This is a genomic window from Mediterraneibacter agrestimuris (assembly GCF_943193195.1).
GTDB classification, from domain to species: Bacteria; Bacillota; Clostridia; order Lachnospirales; family Lachnospiraceae; genus Schaedlerella; species Schaedlerella agrestimuris.
The window spans coordinates 1-16,710 of the sequence record NZ_CALPDG010000059.1 but is presented as its reverse complement, the minus strand read 5'-3'; the positions used below and the strand labels follow the sequence as shown (position 1 = coordinate 16,710).

The window sequence follows — 16,710 nt, the reverse complement described above, 5'->3', positions numbered from 1 at the left end:
AGGCACTTTCATTATACAACACACGGAATCGAGGTGTCTTTCTTTTATGCAAAATCACGAACTTGCTCATTTATAGTATACTGGTATTTTTCGTTGGCTCTGATGGATTCGCCAGTGTGTAAAATCCTATGCTTCGAGTCTCTTCTTTGTCCTTGGCTTGCCATTTGCTAACCCCTCCTTTACTCCCGGTTTCTTCAAGTATTTGATAAACTCGTCTTTAATGATTAACTTGCGAGTGCCGTACATCGCCATAAAAGGCAGACTCTTCTCCTCCGCCAGTCGGAACAACTTTCTTCTGCTAAGTCCAAAATATTCTGCCGTTTCGATGACGGTAAGAAAATCCTTATCTGCTAGTGATGGTCTGCTCATCGTTTCTTCCTCCTTCTTCGCTTTTGGTAGTAACATATATCACTCTAAAACGCATAAATAGCAACGAGACTGTCCGAAAAATAAGAAAAAATAGTGTAGAAAATACCGCCAGAGACTTGTCTATATGTGACAATCTAGCGGCAGGAGTATTTTTTCGTGTACTGGTCGGAAAGAAAACCATTTTCAAAAGAAAAAGGCCTGTATCAGACCATAATCATCTCCATTATTCCATTTACCCCAAGAAGATTTACCGCTCTTCGGAAATTGTAGGCAAGAAAAGAAAGCCCCATTTCAGCGGCGACCTTCAGCTTTCCTTTTGTCAGCAGATAACCCGCTCCGTGCCATCTTTTCACAGTTCCGTATGGATGCTCAACCACAGTGTTCCGTTTCCGTAAATGCTGCTGGTTGGGGTAGAACCGCAGGATCACCCATTCGTCCCATGAACTTTCTTCTTCGGATAACGTGATCACTTTGAACCGGCGGCTCGTCTTCCGGACAATCCTGTTTTCCCTGGCTTTTTCATAAAAGTCTTCCTCTTTCCGTGTTTCGCCCTCTTTGAATGAAACGATCCGTCTTTTATGCAGTGTACATTTGTTGGGACATTTCAGACAGGCTGAAAGCCTGTGATATCTGCGGATGGAGGGATCCTTTTTGCCGTTCGGCTGTCCCGGGCCTGCGTAGAACAGGGTCTGGCCCATCGGACAGATGACAATGTCTTTTTCAATATCGCGCTCAAAATATGGCTGTAACGGCGGATCCCTCCTGACTTCCACAGGCGCTTTCTCCAATCCGCCCTGTGCTTTCATTTCTGCATAGGAAACCACTTCCCCGGTTTCTTTATCCAGATACAGACTGCTTCCCTGTTCCCGCCGTTTCACTACTTCCAGTTCCACATCGCCCCGCTGCAGGATCTCGGGCAGCATACCGGCTGATATGCACCCAAGAAGTGTATCTTTGTCTTTTGAAGACAGCATTTCCCCGTTCACTTCCGTGTCGGTTTTCTGAAACCGGAACATTCTGCTTTTCTCGCCTTTATTGGGATGCGTTGTAGGGGTATCCCCATTTAGCAGGCACCGCAGGATTTCCTCATTGTTGCTGTATCCCCTGTCTGCGATGCCTTCAAGGTTCTCCACTCCTAATGCGGCTTTTGAGGCGTCAATGCTGTCCCCAAGCAGGTGCCAGTCCGTGCATTCACTCGTCACATCATAATGGACGATCAGATGATTTTCCGATTCTACTGCTGTCTGCACGTTGAAGCTTGGCCGGATGCCGTCCCTCGTTTTCATCAGGCGGCTTTCCGGATCAGTGGTGCAGATATGGTTCTCCCCGCTGCCTGCCATCTGTTCCAGCGCTTCAGTCAGCTGGGTCTTCCGGTGTTCCAGGTAATCCAGCACCCCGGCAATATCTTCTTTCGTCAATGCGTCCGGCCTGGATTCGGCAGTATCTGTTTCATCCAGCTCTTTCATGTATCTGCTGATCTTTTCCTCCACATCCAGAAGGACCTTCTTTGCGTTACTGCTGACATAGCTTTTATTGTCGGCATTTACCGCACGAAATTTTGACCCGTCGATCACTACTGATTCATGTGAAAGCAGCCCTGCCCTGTTGCACAGCTTCACAAATGCCTTGAACACTTCTTTGATTGCTTTTGCATTATCTTTCCGGAAGTCTGCAATGCAGCGGAAATCCGGGACAACCTTCTTAAGCAGCCACATCAGTTCCACATTCCGGGATGCCTCCTTCTGCAGCCGTCTGGAGGAACGGATGTGGTTCAGGTAGCCATACATATACAGCTTCAGCATATTGCGGGGATCATAACCGGGACGGTCTTCTTTTGCAGGAGCTGCTTTGAAACCCATACGGGATATATCCAGTGAATCGATAAATACATCAATGGCACGCACCTCATTATCCCTGCCAACATAATCATCCAGGGTAGCAGGCAATAAGATTACCTGGTTTCGATCTGCTCCTTGAATGTACCCCATGCCTGCATCCTCCTTGGTGGTTCCAATGGTTTAATTATACCATATCCCGAACCTTTCCTCCATGTTTTTCCGGAGTTTTCGGACAGTCTGCAAGTAATATATCCAAAAAATGTGAACTATTTTTCTTCGGCACAAACCTGCAAGTCATCATACGAAACCTTCAAACCGTCACGAATTACAAACACATTTTCCGCTGTTCCCACCTGTTCGATATATCTTTTTACAATAACATCACAGAATTTTTCATCCAGTTCGACCGTTCTGCAGATTCTTCCTGTCTGCTCACATGCAATCAGTGTAGAACCACTTCCGCCAAACGGATCCAAAACGATGCAGTTCGTCATACTGGAATTCTTAATTGGATAAGCAATCAGAGGAATTGGTTTCATGGTTGAATGATCACCATTCTTCTTCGGCTTATCAAATTCCCATATGGTAGTTTCTTTTCTGCCGGAATACCACTGATGCTTACCGTTCTTCTTCCATCCAAACAGACAAGGTTCATGCTGCCACTGATATGGACTTCTGCCAAGCACAAAACTCTGTTTCTTCCATATGCAAGTACCAGAAAGATAAAAGCCTGCATCTGCAAAAGCCTTTCTGAAGTTAAGCCCTTCTGTATCTGCATGAAACACATAGATACTTGCATCATCTGCCATTGCTTTATTCATACAAGTGTAGGCATCAAGCAGGAACTGATAGAACTTGTCTTTTGCCATATTGTCGTTCTTGATTTTTCCGGCACTTCCTTCGTAATTCACATTGTAAGGAGGATCTGTTACAACAAGGTTCGCTTTTTTGTCTTCCATCAGAATCTGATAGGTTTCTTCCTTTGTGCTGTCCCCACAGATAAGTCTGTGGTTTCCAAGTATCCACACATCCCCCGCTTTTGTTACAGTCGACTTCTCCAGTTCTGCCTCTACATCAAAGTCATCGTCTTCCACATCATCATCTAATGCAAAAAGGTCTGCGATTTCCTTATCATCAAAACCGGTCAGACCAATATCAAAAGCCTCAGCCTGTAATGCTTCAATTTCCACCCGCAACAGTTCTTCATCCCATCCTGCATCCATAGCCATCCGGTTGTCTGCCAGGATGTATGCTTTCTTTTGTGCTTCAGTCAGATAATCTACAAACACACAAGGAACTTCTTCAATCTCCTCTGCCTTTGCAGCCATGATTCGACCATGACCGGCAATCACATTATATTCCCTGTCGATAATAACCGGATTGATAAATCCAAATTCACGAAGGGAAGAACGCAGCTTGTTTATCTGCTCCCCGGAGTGAGTTCTTGCATTATTTACATATGGAATCAGTTTAGAGGTTGCCACCAGTTTCATTTCTGTTGTCGTTTTCCCCATGCTGCGCCTCCACTAAAAAAGACCCCATTCAGCGAACTTCTCAAATCCACCAACGGAGTCTATATATTCTTTTGCTTGGCTTACAATTTCCGAATATGGAATACCATCAATTGTATTATCTCCAATCGCACAGCAAAGGGTGACCGGATTTCCAGTTCTCTGTGCTTTTAGGAATGCGTAGATATTTACTGATACATCCGCTTTAGATAAGTCCTTACCGTGAAGACCACCACCTGTTACGGAATCCGCCATATCAGAACCAAGCTTTCTGTTAGCAGCACCCGTATCTACATTGATGCCACCGATCCAATCTCCCAACGGATTCACTTCTGCGTAATAGTATCTCTGCTGCAGTTCTTCACTTTTCACATTGCTCTGACAGATAATCAGTCTTGCTTCATCCAAAATATATTTTCCATCATAAGGATATCGACTGTAGATTTCTTTCGCAATTTTCGACATCTGTTTCTGTTCATCTGTAAGTGGCACTCCCTTAAAAATACCATTGTCACCACAACGGAAACCTTTAGATTGATTCTTAGACAAATGCTCATCCTGCGGAACTATTACAATATCGCATTTTACTCTTCCTGCAATACGCTTAATGGCACTTTTCACTGCATTTTTATTGATACCAGCTGTTGTTTCAATAATCGCATGACACACGCCATGTCCAATCAAAACCTCTACTGCAAGCCTACCATTTTCAATAGCTGCGGGATTGTGTCAAAAGTGCGTATACCCAGAACGCGGTACTGTTCCTTTAAGTTCCCGGTCGCTGACATATCAAGATAGATAGCCGGGGTTTCAATGACCGCTCCCATTTCTTTTCTGGCATCCAGGATTTCATGTTTCCGGCTGCTGATTCCGTAAAGCGTATACTCCCCGGAAGTCGCTTCCTGCAAACCGCAGATCAGCCGGAGCAGGGTCGTCTTACCGGCTCCGTTTTTTCCTACCAGTCCATAAATTGCACCTTGGGGAATGTGCATGGAAAAATTGTCTAATGCCTTATGATGGCCGTAAATTTTTGTCAAAGCATTTGCTTTGAGAACATAGTCCAAAATATTACCTCCTTTTTGGTAGCACTCGCTATTTATGAAGTGCCTTATACAGCCATCCTTTCGGATGGCTGTTTCGTTTGCGCATATTTTATTCAGCAATGCGCAGCCGTTCCACCACCGTTTTCTGTGCCATTTTGTTGTAGCAGAAAAGCGGTACTAAGGCAGTTATTATAATCAACGGAATCATACAAAGGAATACAGGTGTCAGGGTAAAATGCCATGTGAAATAGGTTAATTCTGCGCCCATCATCCGAACCACTGTCACGCTCCCCACAACGGAGAGTATCAGGGAACACAAAAACCCCAGGACAGAATAGCCAATGCCCTCATACATTAACATCTGTTTCACCTGTCTGCCCGTCATGCCCACCGATTGCAGCATAGCAATTTCTTTGTGCCGTGACAGAATGGAGGTCGTCATAGAGTTAATAAAGTTCAAAATACCAATCAGCGCCAGTATCGCGCAGAGTACGCCGCCCACGAGACGGTACATATTTATCATACCGTCAAAAGACTGGCGCAGGACAACTTTGGAAAAGTAGTCCAAAGCTGTGTCGGTATTTGCGGTATAATTTTTCAGCCAATTTTCAGCGACAAGCAGGTTTTCATCATCCACATTAAATATGGTTTTCATAGCCGGTTGATCTGCGGCGACCATATTCCCAAGCAGTTCTTCTTTTGGGAAAATGTATTCCATACCCATGTCTACATGCAAAGGAGTCTCCAGTGCCCTTGGAATGTCCACCACGGCAAGCACTTCATATGCTTTGCTTGTGCCGTCAAGCTGCTGTACGCTGATCTGATCGCCCGGTTGGTACAAGCAGAGAGTACCGTCGTCCATCATCCGCAAAGGCGTCACATACACACCGGTTCCGGCTTTCCACTTTTCCATATTCAGCTCGCCGTCCAAAACCTGTATATACTCTGCCGGAAAATCGTCCAACCCATAGACATTAACTCCATGTTCCTTCCGCACCATATAATTGCCCAGGTCATTCGCTACTGCGTTTGAAGAAGCTGCAAGCTCCTGTAAACGTGCAAGATTGCTTTCGGAAAGGGGCTGTTTGGAAGTCCACAGATAGACGCTCCCTATATCTTCAAGACCATCCAGACTTTCCGCCTGACTGATAAAGTCCTGGCTTACATTTGCCGTATTATAAGGGGCATAGCTGTTAATAACCGTCGTGTCGGAAACGGTGAAATCCGTCAAACTGAAATCCGCAACAAATTTGTCAAAGTCAAATGAGGTCACATAGGTATAGACACTGTTCAAAAGAACAATGCTGAGTGCAAATGACAAAGTGACGATTGTTACCTTTTTCTTGTTACGTCCGAGATTGTTTTTCGCCATCATGGCAGCGCTGATCTGTTTACTGCGCCGCTGTTTCTTTTTCGCCCCGTTTTGCTCCACATAGTGAAGCGCCTCCATTGGGGAAACTTTGGCCGCAAGCGCAGCGGGTTTTCGACAGCTAATGAAAACCGTAATCAGAGATAAGACAACCGCCACCAGGAAAATCACCGGATTTGCGGTAGTAACTACGCGCATATCATCTGTCAGCATATCGACGATCACGGGAAGCAGCAGACGGCCAATAGGCCAGCCAAGTAACAAGCCCAGAGGAATCCCCACAAGGGAGAGCCTGACTGCCTTTTTATAGACAATTTTGCGTATCTGCCTTGCGGTTGTTCCCAGAGTTTTTAGCATCCCATAAAAGCGAATGTCCTGTGCTATGGAGATATAAAACACATTATAGATCAGAAGATAGCCTGCGATAAAGATAACCCCAATCCCTGCCACAAGGGGAAGTATGGAGGAAAGGCTGACCGTTGCAGTCCCGTAGGCTTCATTGATACTGACCCGTTCCTCCAGGCCGTACCGTGACGTCACTTCCAATAGCTGCTTTTCCATATTCCATTCCGCAGGCACCATCATAACCACGTCAATATAGCCTGTAGATTCGCTGATCGTTCCATCTGTCTCCCCACGGACAACGGGCGCAACATCTTCCGCATATTCCTTGGACAGAAGAATAGTCTGACGATAAGCAACTGCGTCGCCATCCCAGACCCCGCATAAAGTAAACGTGTCGGTAAAGGTGCCTGTATCCGTGGTAAAGGACAAATCCACCTGTGTGCCGATTTCATCCGGCAGCCCCATCGCCGCCAGGACGATACGGTTGGTGGCAATTTCGTTTTTCTGCTCTGGAAGGCGTCCAGTATCCGGGCTGTTGAAGGTCAGATCGGCATAGACCGCATCTGCATAGCGTACCTCGGTAGGTGTTTTATGGAAACTGCTCCCGGCCGCGTCTCCGATAATGACGGAATAGCCAGTTTCTTTAAGGTCCGGGTCGGCTGCCAGCGATTCATACTCGTCCCATGAAATATGCTTCACGCCCCCATGCGCCGATGTCCCGATGGTTCTCATATTGCTTTCCTGCATGGCAGCCTGCAAACTGACTGCAATGGTAAACAAGCTGGTAAACAAAAGCGTGGCAAGCATGATCGCTAAAACGGCAATCGTATTTTTTCGGGCTTTCAATGAACGCTTCGTCAGAAGATTCAATGTAGATTTATTATTGTTGCCAAATAGAATATCATTCATATTTCCGCCCCCTTACTGTGCGATCTTTCCATCTTCAATCCGAATGATACGGTCGGCAAGCTGTGCGATCTCGTTATTATGAGTAATCATTACAAGGGTCTGGTGAAATTTCTGACTGGTAACTTTCAAAAGCCCCAATACGTCGCTGCTGGTTCGGCTGTCAAGATTACCGGTTGGTTCGTCAGCCAAAACGATAGCAGGCTTGGAAACCAAAGCGCGGGCGATAGCGACACGCTGCTGTTGGCCGCCAGAAAGGTTATTTGGCAGATTGTTCAGCTTATCTTCCAACGCCAGCATCCGCACCACTTCACCCATAAATTTCTTGTCTACCTTATCGCCGTCCAGCTCCACAGGCAGTACGATATTCTCGTAAACATTTAGCACGGGAACGAGATTGTAGTTCTGGAAGATAAAGCCGATCTGCCTTCGGCGGAAAATCGTGAGCTGTTCATCGTTAAATTTAGATAACTCTTTTCCTTTCACTTTGATGTTGCCGGATGTTGGCGTGTCCAGACCGCCCATCATATTGAGCAGCGTGGACTTACCACTGCCGGAAGTGCCGACAATCGCAACAAACTCCCCCTCCCCAATCGAGAGGGTCACACCGTCCAGGGCCTTAGTGATGTTTGGCTTTGTACCATAGTATTTTTTCAGGTCAGTCGTTTGTAAAATGCTCATTTAAAGCACCATCCTTTCGTTTTGATAAATCCATCATAACAGCCAAACCTCACAGAAATGTCACGAACAACAAGAAACTTCAGCAAAATCCGGTCCCAAATGTCACAATCCTGTGACATTTCAAATATTGGAGCGTTTCGCTTACTTTCGGAGCAGGAAAACGGAAAAGACAGAGCCTTTCCCAACCTCCGAGGCTACCCGGATATATCCACCCTGCAAGGATATAATTTCACGAGTTAGATACAGCCCAATCCCGATCCCATCTACATCATGTACAGCGTCCTCCCGATAAAACCGTTTGAAGATTGTTCCCTGGTGCTGCTCTGGAATTCCAATGCCGGTGTCGGCAATGTCAATCTTCAAATACATTTCCCATGCCTCCACCTGCACACGGATTTGACCGCCTGCCGGTGTGTACTTTACAGCATTGTCCAGAATGTTAAACAGCGCTTCGCCCGTCCACTTCCGATCATGACATGCCGCCAAATGCTCCGAACAATCCACCTGGATATCGATTTGTTTCTTTTCGGCATCCAGCAAGATGCCGCCCAGTGCAGCCGCAAGGGTGTCATAAATCGGCTGTTCCTTTTTTTCCAGAGAGATAACGCCTGTTTCCAGCCGAGAGGTCTTTATCATGGCCTGCATAAGAAAGTCCAGTTTGTCAATCTGGCCGGCCTGTGCCGCCAGAAATTCCTTTTGTTTCTGTACCGGAACTTCCTGCTCTGTCAGGGTACTGTTAATCATTTTCAGGTTCGCGATCGGTGTTTTTACTTGGTGGGAGATGTCAGAAATCAATTCCTGCAGTTCGGTCCGCTCTTTCGTGATACTGTTTTTATTTTCCTGCATGACCTCATACAACCGACCAAGACGGAAATTGATTTTATAAAACAGGCTTTCTTCCTCTATGGCCTGCCGTGGCTGTTCGGCCCCGGACAGCATATCGTCCAGCATGACGCAAAAGGTATCGGAAAACTTTACCAGCTTCCGGCGAATCAGCGCCACAAAGCAAACGACGCAGAGCAGTACGAAAAGACTGAACAGGAATACACACCAAACGGCAGCCATGTTCTGTGTCAGCACATAAACAGAGGCAGAAATGAATCCTGTTGCCAACAGCAAAAGAACTCCTAAAAAAATGCAAACTTTATTGATAGAGAGCTTTCGCATATTCATTTCTGTGACCTCCAATCCACATATAGCCCATACCGTACACAGTCTTGATATACTGGCGGCCATCTGTTTCTATTTTGTTCCGTACCCGGCTGATTGCAGCGGTCAGGGCGTGTTCGTCCACAAAGTTGCCATCCGCATCCCACAATTTTTCAAGAAGTACCTGCCTTGTCAAAACAATCTGCGGATTTTTCGTTAAGACCTTTAAGAGCCGGTATTCCAGAGGGGTGAACACCAACGGCTTGCCGGAAAGGGCGGCAGTCATTTCCGAAAAATTGATTGTCAGCGCACCGTCCTCATAACAGTCGCCGCCGGATTGCTTTTCAAGCCGCCCCAGCACCACCGCCAGCTTTTTTTGAAAGACACTCATGGGGAATGGCTTTGTCACATAATCCTCCGCGCCCAGCTCGTAGCCTTTCAGCATATCGCTTTCCATGTCGTTTGCGGTCAGGAAGATCACCGCCGTATCAGGGCAGCGTTTCTTTGCCTCCCGGCAGAAATCAAAACCATTCCCGTCCGGCAGATTCACATCCAGCACAATCAGATCATAGTCCTGCTTCGCCAGAAAATCTTCTGCCTCCTGTTTTGTCAATGCGGAATCCACCGTATATCCCGCAGCGTTTAAGTTGTAGCATAAGGTATGATTCAAGAGGTGGTCGTCCTCAACTACTAAAATACGCATCCTATCACACTCCTTCACATTCAGCGTAACACCCAAATGTCACAGAAACCTCACGAAAAAATTATTTTTTCCTTTTATCAGCCGGTTTTTCCGCGCTTTGGGGTATCAGCCAGAGCCGGCTAAGGTGGATTACACCGTCAATCCGGTTTTCCGAACATAGTTTCTGCACCCGGCGCTCAGATAAGTCCCATTTCTTTGCAGCCTCTTGTACCGTCATATATTCAAACATAGCTAACCTCCTACTAAAAATCGTATTTTTATTATAGTCGGTCAACCGAATAATAGCAATGACATCCTTGTGAACAAATCCTAAATAGAGGTTCTCAAAACTACTGGCAAGCAATGCAATCTTCCGTAAGATTGCGTATTTTGGCAGGAATCCGTTCCCGGTATTCCTGCCAAAATGCTTGTTGGTGACATGTCCCCAAACCCCTGAGATCATCACCTGCGGTGATGGCTGCGCGTTCCGTTGGAACGCTGAAAACGGAAAACAGAAGGAACCCTATTGCCGTGACTTCTGCGATTCCCTCTGCGGTTCCCGTCCGGTAGGAATGTCCAGCAAATGCTCCACATTTGCCCGGACATTATAGAGTTCTTTCATATCAGCTCTGGCCTGTTTGTAAGAAGAATAGACTTTCCGTTTCTGTTCCAGAAGTCCGGCATATTCCTCCCGCAGAGATTTGACGGAGGGCAGTTTTGTGATCCCCAGCTCGTCAAAGTATTTTTTCGCCGCCTGGTGCAGAAGAATTTCCGTCTCATGCGCCGCACGGAATTTTTTGCTATATCCAGCCTTTCGATACTCCACATAGACCGCCCGCGTCTTGGCATAATTTACAATCTGTTTCTGCAGCTCCCCGTTGGCGGTCATCTGCGATTCAAGTTCCTTGATCTGTACCGACAGCGCATTGAAGCTGGCGGTAGCGGCATCTGATTTTTTCTGCAAATCCTCATAGCTCATATCGCCATGCTCTTTGAGATAGATCACCGCCTGGGAAAGCTGTTTTAAGTTAAAAACCTTCGCCCAGCGTTCATACCCTGAACCTTTGCCAGAACGGATTGTCGCCTCAATATCCACCAGCAGCCCGACTTTGGAGACCGGCTTTTGTGGAGAGGTACGGCGTGGCTTCACTGTCCGGGTGCCGGCGATCCGTTCTTTGATGGCCTGCTCGGTATAGTCGCCCTTTAGCGTGTCACACCGGGTATATCGATCCTCCGGTGACAGGCGAAAACGGAGGTACTTCCGCTCTTGGTTGACTTCAATCCCAGCCGCCTCCAGCTTTTTTAAAAGTTCTTCAAAGTCTTTCGGCTTTTCTTCCAGGGCTGCGTCAATAGCCCCACGTAGCTGCTCCTGATGGGAAGGCTGTTTCTGACTTCCCATCCATGTGCCGTAATGGTCGCGGCTGGGCTTCGGATTTTCTACAATGGAAAGCCCATGCTCCAGGCACAGCTTGTCGTTCATGCGCCGGATCGCCCAGGTGGAGCCCCAGAAGTTGCGGAACTTTTTCTGACAGTCCAGCGTGGTAGAGTTTATGATGATGTGGTTATGGACATGGTGTTTATCCACATGGGTACAGACAACAAAAGCATGGTTTCCTTTCGTCAGCTTCAATGCCAGCTCCCGCCCGATCCGGTTCGCTTCTTCCGGCGTGACCTCGCTGGGCTTGAACGCCTGCCGGAGATGGTAGGCGATCACATCATCCGCGCCCCGGTCACGTCCGGTCAGGTTCGCATACTGTCTTTTCGACAGAAGGAACTCCGCATCGGCAATCCGGGTATCACACTCATACCCATAAATGAATTTTCCAAAATCTGTTTTCTGCGGATTCTCCACATAGTCAATGATGTCCGCAATCGCCGTGGAGACATCCCGGCCTTTCCCGGCATGCAGCGGCATGAGCCGTGTGGTCGCCATCCCATCACCCCCTTACTGTAAAGCCTGCTCCTGTCACCGCGCCTGTTCTTTTTTCATTTTCGGTCTGTCACCATGCGCCGCCTGCTGCCCGGCGCTTTTATTCAGGCTGTCACGGACAGAAGGTCTCTGCTCCTGTGCCTGCACACACTCCCGCCTTGCCTGTGCAAGGAACAGGTCGGTAAGGCCGGGATTGCAGCGGTCCACGATAAAGCAGACATTCCTGTCATATCCGAAACCATCCTTATCCTCACAGACCGGAACCGTCTGCGCCCATGCCTTGTTGTCCCGTGAAATGCGCCCGTCGTAATCTTTCTGCCGGACCGTGTTGGCAAGGACATAAAAAATCCGGTCAGGATCAAACTGTTGTAAGACCTGCTGCACACATGCCATGCCTAAACGGTTGTCCCGGTAGTTATCCGCAATAGCCTGTTCGATTGCCTCCCTGCACGCAATGTTTGCTTTGTGGGAAGCGTGGTACTGGTCCAACTCCCCATGCTCATGCGCATAGGCAGCAGAATGAAAATAAACCGGTGTTGTATCTTTCAATCAAATCCCTCCAGTCAAAAAGCTGCCACAGCCGGCAGCCGTATTAAAAAAAGGGCGGGACAGCCAATGCGCCCCGCCGAAACTGTTTAACCAAATATGAAATCCTTGAGCGCACCGTTCACGCCGCCGATCATTCCGGTCAGCCAGGCCGCCGCCATTGGCAGACCATAGGGGCTGATCAGGAACGCGATCACCAGCCAGGAAAGCCCCGGCCAGAACCCGGCTGCGAAGAACAGCACCAGCGCCGCCAGAAATACGATCCCCGACAGAACCCCCAGCACGGTGCCGGAAACTACCACCAGAAACTTGCATACCAAATATAAAATACCTGTAACCACTACAAAGGGAAGTGCCAACAGCTTACATATCAGACGCATACGCCCGCCTCCTTTTCTTTTCCGTTTCCTGCTTTTCCCGGACATACAGATATGCCCGAAGGCTGTTCCACCAGGGCAAACTATGTCCCATAAAAATTCTACCGTGCCGGTTTCCGGAAAGCAACGGCGTTTTTTCCTGTTTACGAAATGTTCGCAAATCCCCTAAGCAGCTTATCCATGCCATCCCACAAACTGTCCAGTCGGGTGCGCAGATCATTCATATCGGCAGCGTAAATACTGCCGGTCTCATTGGCGCGTCTGGTATATTGGTTTAAGTTATTGGAGCAGATACGAAGGAGCCGTATCATTTCCTGGATGTCGCTCATATCCAGATGGATGATATAACCGTCTACCGCCATCTTGCGGAGATATGCGGAGAGGTTGGTAATGCCGAGCTCCGCCATGCGCCCCTTTACCAGCTCCGCCTCCTGTTCAGACATGACGAACTCCACCCGGACGGATTTTTTGTTATGCCCGCCCTTCATCGTTCCGGCTCCTTTTTATGGGAAGATGGTTTCCGGTTGGAAGCGGCTGCCGCCTGCGCCTCTTTCAGTTTTCCACGGAACGTGCTCCTTTTCAGTCCGTCCATATATTCCTTCATATCACCGGGCACGGCATGGTAGGACCGCTTGAATCTTTCCCGCTCCAGGATCACCGAAAGCTCCCGGCTGCTTTCCGGCTCATAGCGGATGGATTTTGCCCTGCCATGTTCCTGCGCAAGGACGCTTATGAGCGCCTTGTAGTTATGGTAGGGAAGCGTAAGCCTTTCCCCATCCTCAAAGACAGCCTCCACTTTCTCGATCGGACAGGTCAGCCGCTTCACCTGCTCCACATGGGCCGCATAGTCCAGCGGGTAAATATCCCCGGCCACTTTGCCGTCCTGCACGCCTTTCAGGATCAGGGCATAGGCCAGCACCGTGTCCCTTGTCTGCTCATGGTAGAATCTCCACACATTGTTCTCATAGCTCCCCTCCAGATAGGCCTCCCGCTCCCGGAGAGTATAGGTGCCGCACGGCCTCGACATCCAGAGGAGCCGCCGGTCCTCCGGGTCCTCCGATATGGCCAGCTTCGGAATCAACTCTTTATCCAAATCAAAGTCATCCTTGTAGTGGCGGGTGTTCAGCTCCACGATCTTCCCCAGGGAATCCAGGATGTCCATATCTTCAAATTTTAATCCCATATGTTACCTTTCCCTTTCCGGCACGGGAGGGAAGGCCTGCCTTGCCTCATGCTCCGGGCGGTCCGCCTTCAGCCGTTCCATCAGGGAAGGTTTCTTAGCAGATTCCTCCGGCAAAGTCTCCGGTACAAGCTCCTGGATTTCCTCATAGGTCTGGCCGTCCGTTAAGTCAGGGTGTTCCGGCGGCTCATTATCCAGGCGGCCATCCAGCATATTATAGTTTCCGGTCTGTCCTTCCTCGTAGAGTTCCGCATTGCGCAGATAGCTCTCCGGCACCTGGAAGGGCTGCCCGGCGAACAGGATTTCCCGGCTCGGTGTAAACTGTGAGAGCACGCCGTCCCGGAGCCTCGCAAATTCCTCATACTGGCGCAGGGTAAGGCCGCGCTCCAGCATTTCCGCCTGGGTATGCGCCCAGCCCTCCCCATAAAGAAAATAGTACATATCTGGCTGGTCACAGACAAAGCACAGGGAGCCGTCCTGATTGTCATAATAGGATGCCTGCATATCCTGATGGTGGCAGCGTTCCTCACGTCCCAGGTACACCCGGTTATCCGCACCCAGCATGGCGACCATGCCCGCATAGTTGCTGTGGACCACAGAGCGGATTTCCACCAAGGGGTCCGTCTCCGGTATGATCTGTCTGCCGGGAATCTCGTTCCGCTTTTCTGCCGCGTCATTTCTCGGTGTCATTTCTTCATGGGCGCGGGAATCCAAATCCGGCTGTGCCTGTGCGGAAGTCTTTCTGATGGCGCCCGGCTCCGGTTCTTTCTCCTGTGCGTAATAATGGACATTGGCGGTAGTCTTGATGTTCATTTCCCTGGCATAAGCCTCCGCAGCCCCGTGGGTATCAAATTCCAAAGGCTTTCCATCTTCCTTGCACCACGCCTCGGCATGGCCGAAGATAGAAGCGCCGCTGCGCACCGCCCATACACCGTAGGTTGTTTCGTTTCCCATTCTGATCCTCCTTATCGTTCCTGCTGTTTTGCTGGTTTCTGCTTTTGGGGCGTCTCCGTCTGCTTTGCGTCTTTTATCTGCTGCCGGAGAGAAGGTCTGTGCTCCGGCTCCGCTTCGGAATCCGTGATATTGACATACTCCCCAATGATACAAAGCGCCTCCCCGTAACTGCCGCAAGCAAACACCCGGTCCTTCATTTCCTTTGCCTGGTCCTTCAGGGCATGCTCCCGCAGTGTACGGGCAGCAATGCCTACCAGATTGAAGATATTGCCGTCCTGGCCGATCAGCGCACAATCCGGTTTTTCCGGCTCCGGCGAAGGCTCCCCGATAAAGCCGCCCAAACGGTTCGGTACAAAATCGGACAGCCATGTGCCGCCGAAAGTATCATGGGTCTGCAAACGCCACATGGCAAGTTTCCCAATGTCCAGCTTTATGTCCTCGAAAGGATAGAGCAGACAGGTAAGCTCCCCATACTGGAAAGTGGAAACATCCTCAAATTTACTGCCATCCTTCAAAATGCCCGCTTCGGTGAACATCTCATTGATCCCGTCCACCCATTCCTTCAGATCCCCGCCGCAGCCCTGTAAGATCAGGCCGTCTTTGCCTTCCATGCGCCGCAGGTCATCGGCTGTGATCGTATTGATATTCAAAAAATCGCCTCCTATCGTTCCTGTTGATGATTCGTTTTCTGCCGGGTGGCTTTTGCCTCCGGCTGTTTCTTTAGCTGCCTGCGGACAGAGGGTTTCTGCTCCGGTTCCCGCATATCCGTAAAAATATCGGATAACGGCTGCTCCCAGCTTTCCCCGAAGCCACGGACCACTGTGCCCGCCAGCGCACCGTTTTCCTTGAACATTTCCAGTGTGTCAAAAGCCCGGTCAAACAGCGTAGTATTTCTCTTATCCACACAGGGGGCAAAGTGGATCACCCCTTTGGGATAGTCCCCACCAGTGCCGATCCAGCCCCGGACAAAATCATCATAGCCTTTTGTAATTCCGGCGTCGGCCAGTTCGTTGGCATGGCTGGAAACCATTGTACTTGTAGCTGCATACTGATAACCTAAGACCAATATGCCGGTTTTCGGGTTATACATAAAGCGCCGGTTATCAATCTGCTGCCTCCTGGTACCAATCCGCATAAGCTCTTTTGTAATCGCTGTCTTTTCTATCCGCATCCCTCCCGTCCATTGATTTGTCCGCAACTTAGACCCGTTTGGGGCGTCAGAGTATTCTTATACAGCCGCCCTTCAAAGCGGGCCCCGAAAGCCTTGAAAATCAAGCCTCTTTTTGGTTAAGTTGCGGACATATTACCCTTAATTTTTCCTGCTCCGGCGCTTGCGTTCCCGCTCGGATTTCCGTCTGGCAAAGGCGCGGCAGGAATCCGAACAATACGCCTGGCTGGTAGTAGGCAGATAGGCTTTCCCACAGACCAGGCATGTTTTCTGTTTCAGGGAAGTGTCCTCGCCGGTAATGGCAGATTCCAGCGCCGGGTCCACCGGCAGCACCGCCTCCTGAAAGTACCGGCAGAAAGAGCCGGTCCACCATTTATGCAGCATATAACAGGGGCAGTCTAAGGGGAGGCAGAGCCTATCCTGATTGTCATGGTTGGCACATAGGTCTGTTACCAGCCTTCGGACCCTTGCCCGTTCCTGCCTGGTTAATTCCCGTGAGGGCTGCCCATTCATTTTCTCCTGCCTTTCTTAGCCGGAAATTCCAGCTTGAAATTCACATATTTTCCGCCTGTATCATCCAGCAGCACCACGGCGTCATAGGTCTTTCCTGTCTTTTCGCTGTAAAGCCCGGACATGGAAACGCGGCCCTCTTTCAGAAGGGC

Annotated in this window: 19 protein-coding genes and 1 pseudogene; all 20 read right to left on the bottom strand. The window is 49.1% G+C overall.

The window, feature by feature from the left end; all coding sequences use genetic code 11:
- Positions 1-44 precede the first annotated feature (44 nt).
- Positions 45-164, bottom strand: coding sequence for an integrase DNA-binding domain-containing protein (locus NFS18_RS19840; protein WP_251392573.1), 120 nt, complete (start codon positions 162-164; stop codon positions 45-47).
- Positions 127-369 carry an excisionase gene (locus NFS18_RS17435; RefSeq protein WP_251392572.1) on the bottom strand — a complete coding sequence of 81 codons (243 nt, stop codon included), beginning with the start codon at positions 367-369 and terminating at the stop codon, positions 127-129. The genes NFS18_RS19840 and NFS18_RS17435 overlap by 38 nt, the downstream gene beginning before the upstream one ends.
- 203 nt (positions 370-572) lie before the next feature.
- Positions 573-2,357: a transposase gene (locus NFS18_RS17430; RefSeq protein WP_251392571.1), complete on the bottom strand. Its 1,785-nt coding sequence runs from the start codon at positions 2,355-2,357 to the stop codon at positions 573-575.
- A 116-nt stretch (positions 2,358-2,473) separates the two neighbouring features.
- Positions 2,474-3,721: a site-specific DNA-methyltransferase gene (locus NFS18_RS17425; RefSeq protein ID WP_251392569.1), complete on the bottom strand. Its 1,248-nt coding sequence runs from the start codon at positions 3,719-3,721 to the stop codon at positions 2,474-2,476.
- A gap of 12 nt (positions 3,722-3,733) precedes the next feature.
- The gene (locus NFS18_RS17420; RefSeq protein WP_331477750.1) at positions 3,734-4,402 is read right to left on the bottom strand and encodes an S-adenosylmethionine synthetase; all 669 of its coding nucleotides are present in this window, start codon (positions 4,400-4,402) and stop codon (positions 3,734-3,736) included.
- Between the two features lie 8 nt (positions 4,403-4,410).
- A pseudogene (locus NFS18_RS17415) lies at positions 4,411-4,782 on the bottom strand (ATP-binding cassette domain-containing protein); the annotation flags it as partial.
- A gap of 88 nt (positions 4,783-4,870) precedes the next feature.
- Complete coding sequence (locus NFS18_RS17410; RefSeq protein ID WP_251392567.1) at positions 4,871-7,384, bottom strand: ABC transporter permease; 2,514 nt, start codon at positions 7,382-7,384, stop codon at positions 4,871-4,873.
- Between the two features lie 12 nt (positions 7,385-7,396).
- Positions 7,397-8,062, bottom strand: a complete 666-nt coding sequence (locus NFS18_RS17405) for an ABC transporter ATP-binding protein (protein WP_251392566.1) — start codon at positions 8,060-8,062, stop codon at positions 7,397-7,399.
- A 141-nt stretch (positions 8,063-8,203) separates the two neighbouring features.
- Positions 8,204-9,235, bottom strand: coding sequence for a sensor histidine kinase (locus NFS18_RS17400; RefSeq protein WP_251392565.1), 1,032 nt, complete (start codon positions 9,233-9,235; stop codon positions 8,204-8,206).
- On the bottom strand, positions 9,207-9,914 hold the full coding sequence (locus NFS18_RS17395) for a response regulator transcription factor (protein WP_251392564.1): 708 nt from the start codon (positions 9,912-9,914) through the stop codon (positions 9,207-9,209). The genes NFS18_RS17400 and NFS18_RS17395 overlap by 29 nt, the downstream gene beginning before the upstream one ends.
- Positions 9,915-9,975: 61 nt before the next feature.
- Positions 9,976-10,143, bottom strand: coding sequence for a helix-turn-helix domain-containing protein (locus tag NFS18_RS17390; RefSeq protein WP_251392563.1), 168 nt, complete (start codon positions 10,141-10,143; stop codon positions 9,976-9,978).
- Positions 10,144-10,416: 273 nt separating this feature from the next.
- Entirely contained in the window at positions 10,417-11,826 is a 1,410-nt protein-coding gene (locus NFS18_RS17385; RefSeq protein WP_251392562.1) for a relaxase/mobilization nuclease domain-containing protein, read from the bottom strand.
- Positions 11,827-11,859: 33 nt separating this feature from the next.
- Positions 11,860-12,372: a DUF3849 domain-containing protein gene (locus NFS18_RS17380; RefSeq protein ID WP_251392561.1), complete on the bottom strand. Its 513-nt coding sequence runs from the start codon at positions 12,370-12,372 to the stop codon at positions 11,860-11,862.
- 86 nt (positions 12,373-12,458) lie between these two features.
- Positions 12,459-12,749, bottom strand: coding sequence for a CD1845 family protein (locus NFS18_RS17375; protein WP_251392560.1), 291 nt, complete (start codon positions 12,747-12,749; stop codon positions 12,459-12,461).
- Positions 12,750-12,889: 140 nt separating this feature from the next.
- On the bottom strand, positions 12,890-13,234 hold the full coding sequence (locus NFS18_RS17370; RefSeq protein WP_251392559.1) for a plasmid mobilization protein: 345 nt from the start codon (positions 13,232-13,234) through the stop codon (positions 12,890-12,892).
- On the bottom strand, positions 13,231-13,773 hold the full coding sequence (locus tag NFS18_RS17365) for a hypothetical protein (RefSeq protein ID WP_331477748.1): 543 nt from the start codon (positions 13,771-13,773) through the stop codon (positions 13,231-13,233). The genes NFS18_RS17370 and NFS18_RS17365 overlap by 4 nt, the downstream gene beginning before the upstream one ends.
- A 159-nt stretch (positions 13,774-13,932) precedes the next feature.
- A complete protein-coding gene (locus NFS18_RS17360; RefSeq protein WP_251392574.1) occupies positions 13,933-14,880 on the bottom strand; it encodes a DUF4316 domain-containing protein in 948 nt (315 codons plus the stop codon).
- 11 nt (positions 14,881-14,891) lie between these two features.
- Positions 14,892-15,530 (bottom strand): hypothetical protein, encoded by a 639-nt coding sequence (locus NFS18_RS17355; RefSeq protein ID WP_251392557.1) that lies wholly within the window; start codon positions 15,528-15,530, stop codon positions 14,892-14,894.
- 11 nt (positions 15,531-15,541) lie between these two features.
- Positions 15,542-16,051, bottom strand: a complete 510-nt coding sequence (locus NFS18_RS17350) for a hypothetical protein (RefSeq protein ID WP_251392555.1) — start codon at positions 16,049-16,051, stop codon at positions 15,542-15,544.
- A 138-nt stretch (positions 16,052-16,189) separates the two neighbouring features.
- Positions 16,190-16,561 carry a cysteine-rich VLP protein gene (locus NFS18_RS17345; RefSeq protein ID WP_251392553.1) on the bottom strand — a complete coding sequence of 124 codons (372 nt, stop codon included), beginning with the start codon at positions 16,559-16,561 and terminating at the stop codon, positions 16,190-16,192.
- Positions 16,562-16,710 lie beyond the last annotated feature (149 nt).

Bases quoted from the DNA above. Each gene is read 5' to 3' on its own strand.
- NFS18_RS17375 (WP_251392560.1), bottom strand. From the start codon at position 12,749: ATGCGTCTGATATGTAAGCTGTTGGCACTTCCCTTTGTAGTGGTTACA.
- NFS18_RS19840 (WP_251392573.1), bottom strand. From the start codon at position 164: ATGGCAAGCCAAGGACAAAGAAGAGACTCGAAGCATAGGATTTTACAC.
- NFS18_RS17390 (WP_251392563.1), bottom strand. From the start codon at position 10,143: ATGTTTGAATATATGACGGTACAAGAGGCTGCAAAGAAATGGGACTTA.
- NFS18_RS17405 (WP_251392566.1), bottom strand. From the start codon at position 8,062: ATGAGCATTTTACAAACGACTGACCTGAAAAAATACTATGGTACAAAG.
- NFS18_RS17360 (WP_251392574.1), bottom strand. From the start codon at position 14,880: ATGGGAAACGAAACAACCTACGGTGTATGGGCGGTGCGCAGCGGCGCT.
- NFS18_RS17400 (WP_251392565.1), bottom strand. From the start codon at position 9,235: ATGAATATGCGAAAGCTCTCTATCAATAAAGTTTGCATTTTTTTAGGA.
- NFS18_RS17410 (WP_251392567.1), bottom strand. From the start codon at position 7,384: ATGAATGATATTCTATTTGGCAACAATAATAAATCTACATTGAATCTT.
- NFS18_RS17425 (WP_251392569.1), bottom strand. From the start codon at position 3,721: ATGGGGAAAACGACAACAGAAATGAAACTGGTGGCAACCTCTAAACTG.
- NFS18_RS17370 (WP_251392559.1), bottom strand. From the start codon at position 13,234: ATGAAGGGCGGGCATAACAAAAAATCCGTCCGGGTGGAGTTCGTCATG.
- NFS18_RS17385 (WP_251392562.1), bottom strand. From the start codon at position 11,826: ATGGCGACCACACGGCTCATGCCGCTGCATGCCGGGAAAGGCCGGGAT.
- NFS18_RS17345 (WP_251392553.1), bottom strand. From the start codon at position 16,561: ATGAATGGGCAGCCCTCACGGGAATTAACCAGGCAGGAACGGGCAAGG.
- NFS18_RS17430 (WP_251392571.1), bottom strand. From the start codon at position 2,357: ATGGGGTACATTCAAGGAGCAGATCGAAACCAGGTAATCTTATTGCCT.
- NFS18_RS17435 (WP_251392572.1), bottom strand. From the start codon at position 369: ATGAGCAGACCATCACTAGCAGATAAGGATTTTCTTACCGTCATCGAA.
- NFS18_RS17350 (WP_251392555.1), bottom strand. From the start codon at position 16,051: ATGCGGATAGAAAAGACAGCGATTACAAAAGAGCTTATGCGGATTGGT.
- NFS18_RS17395 (WP_251392564.1), bottom strand. From the start codon at position 9,914: ATGCGTATTTTAGTAGTTGAGGACGACCACCTCTTGAATCATACCTTA.
- NFS18_RS17365 (WP_331477748.1), bottom strand. From the start codon at position 13,773: ATGTCGAGGCCGTGCGGCACCTATACTCTCCGGGAGCGGGAGGCCTAT.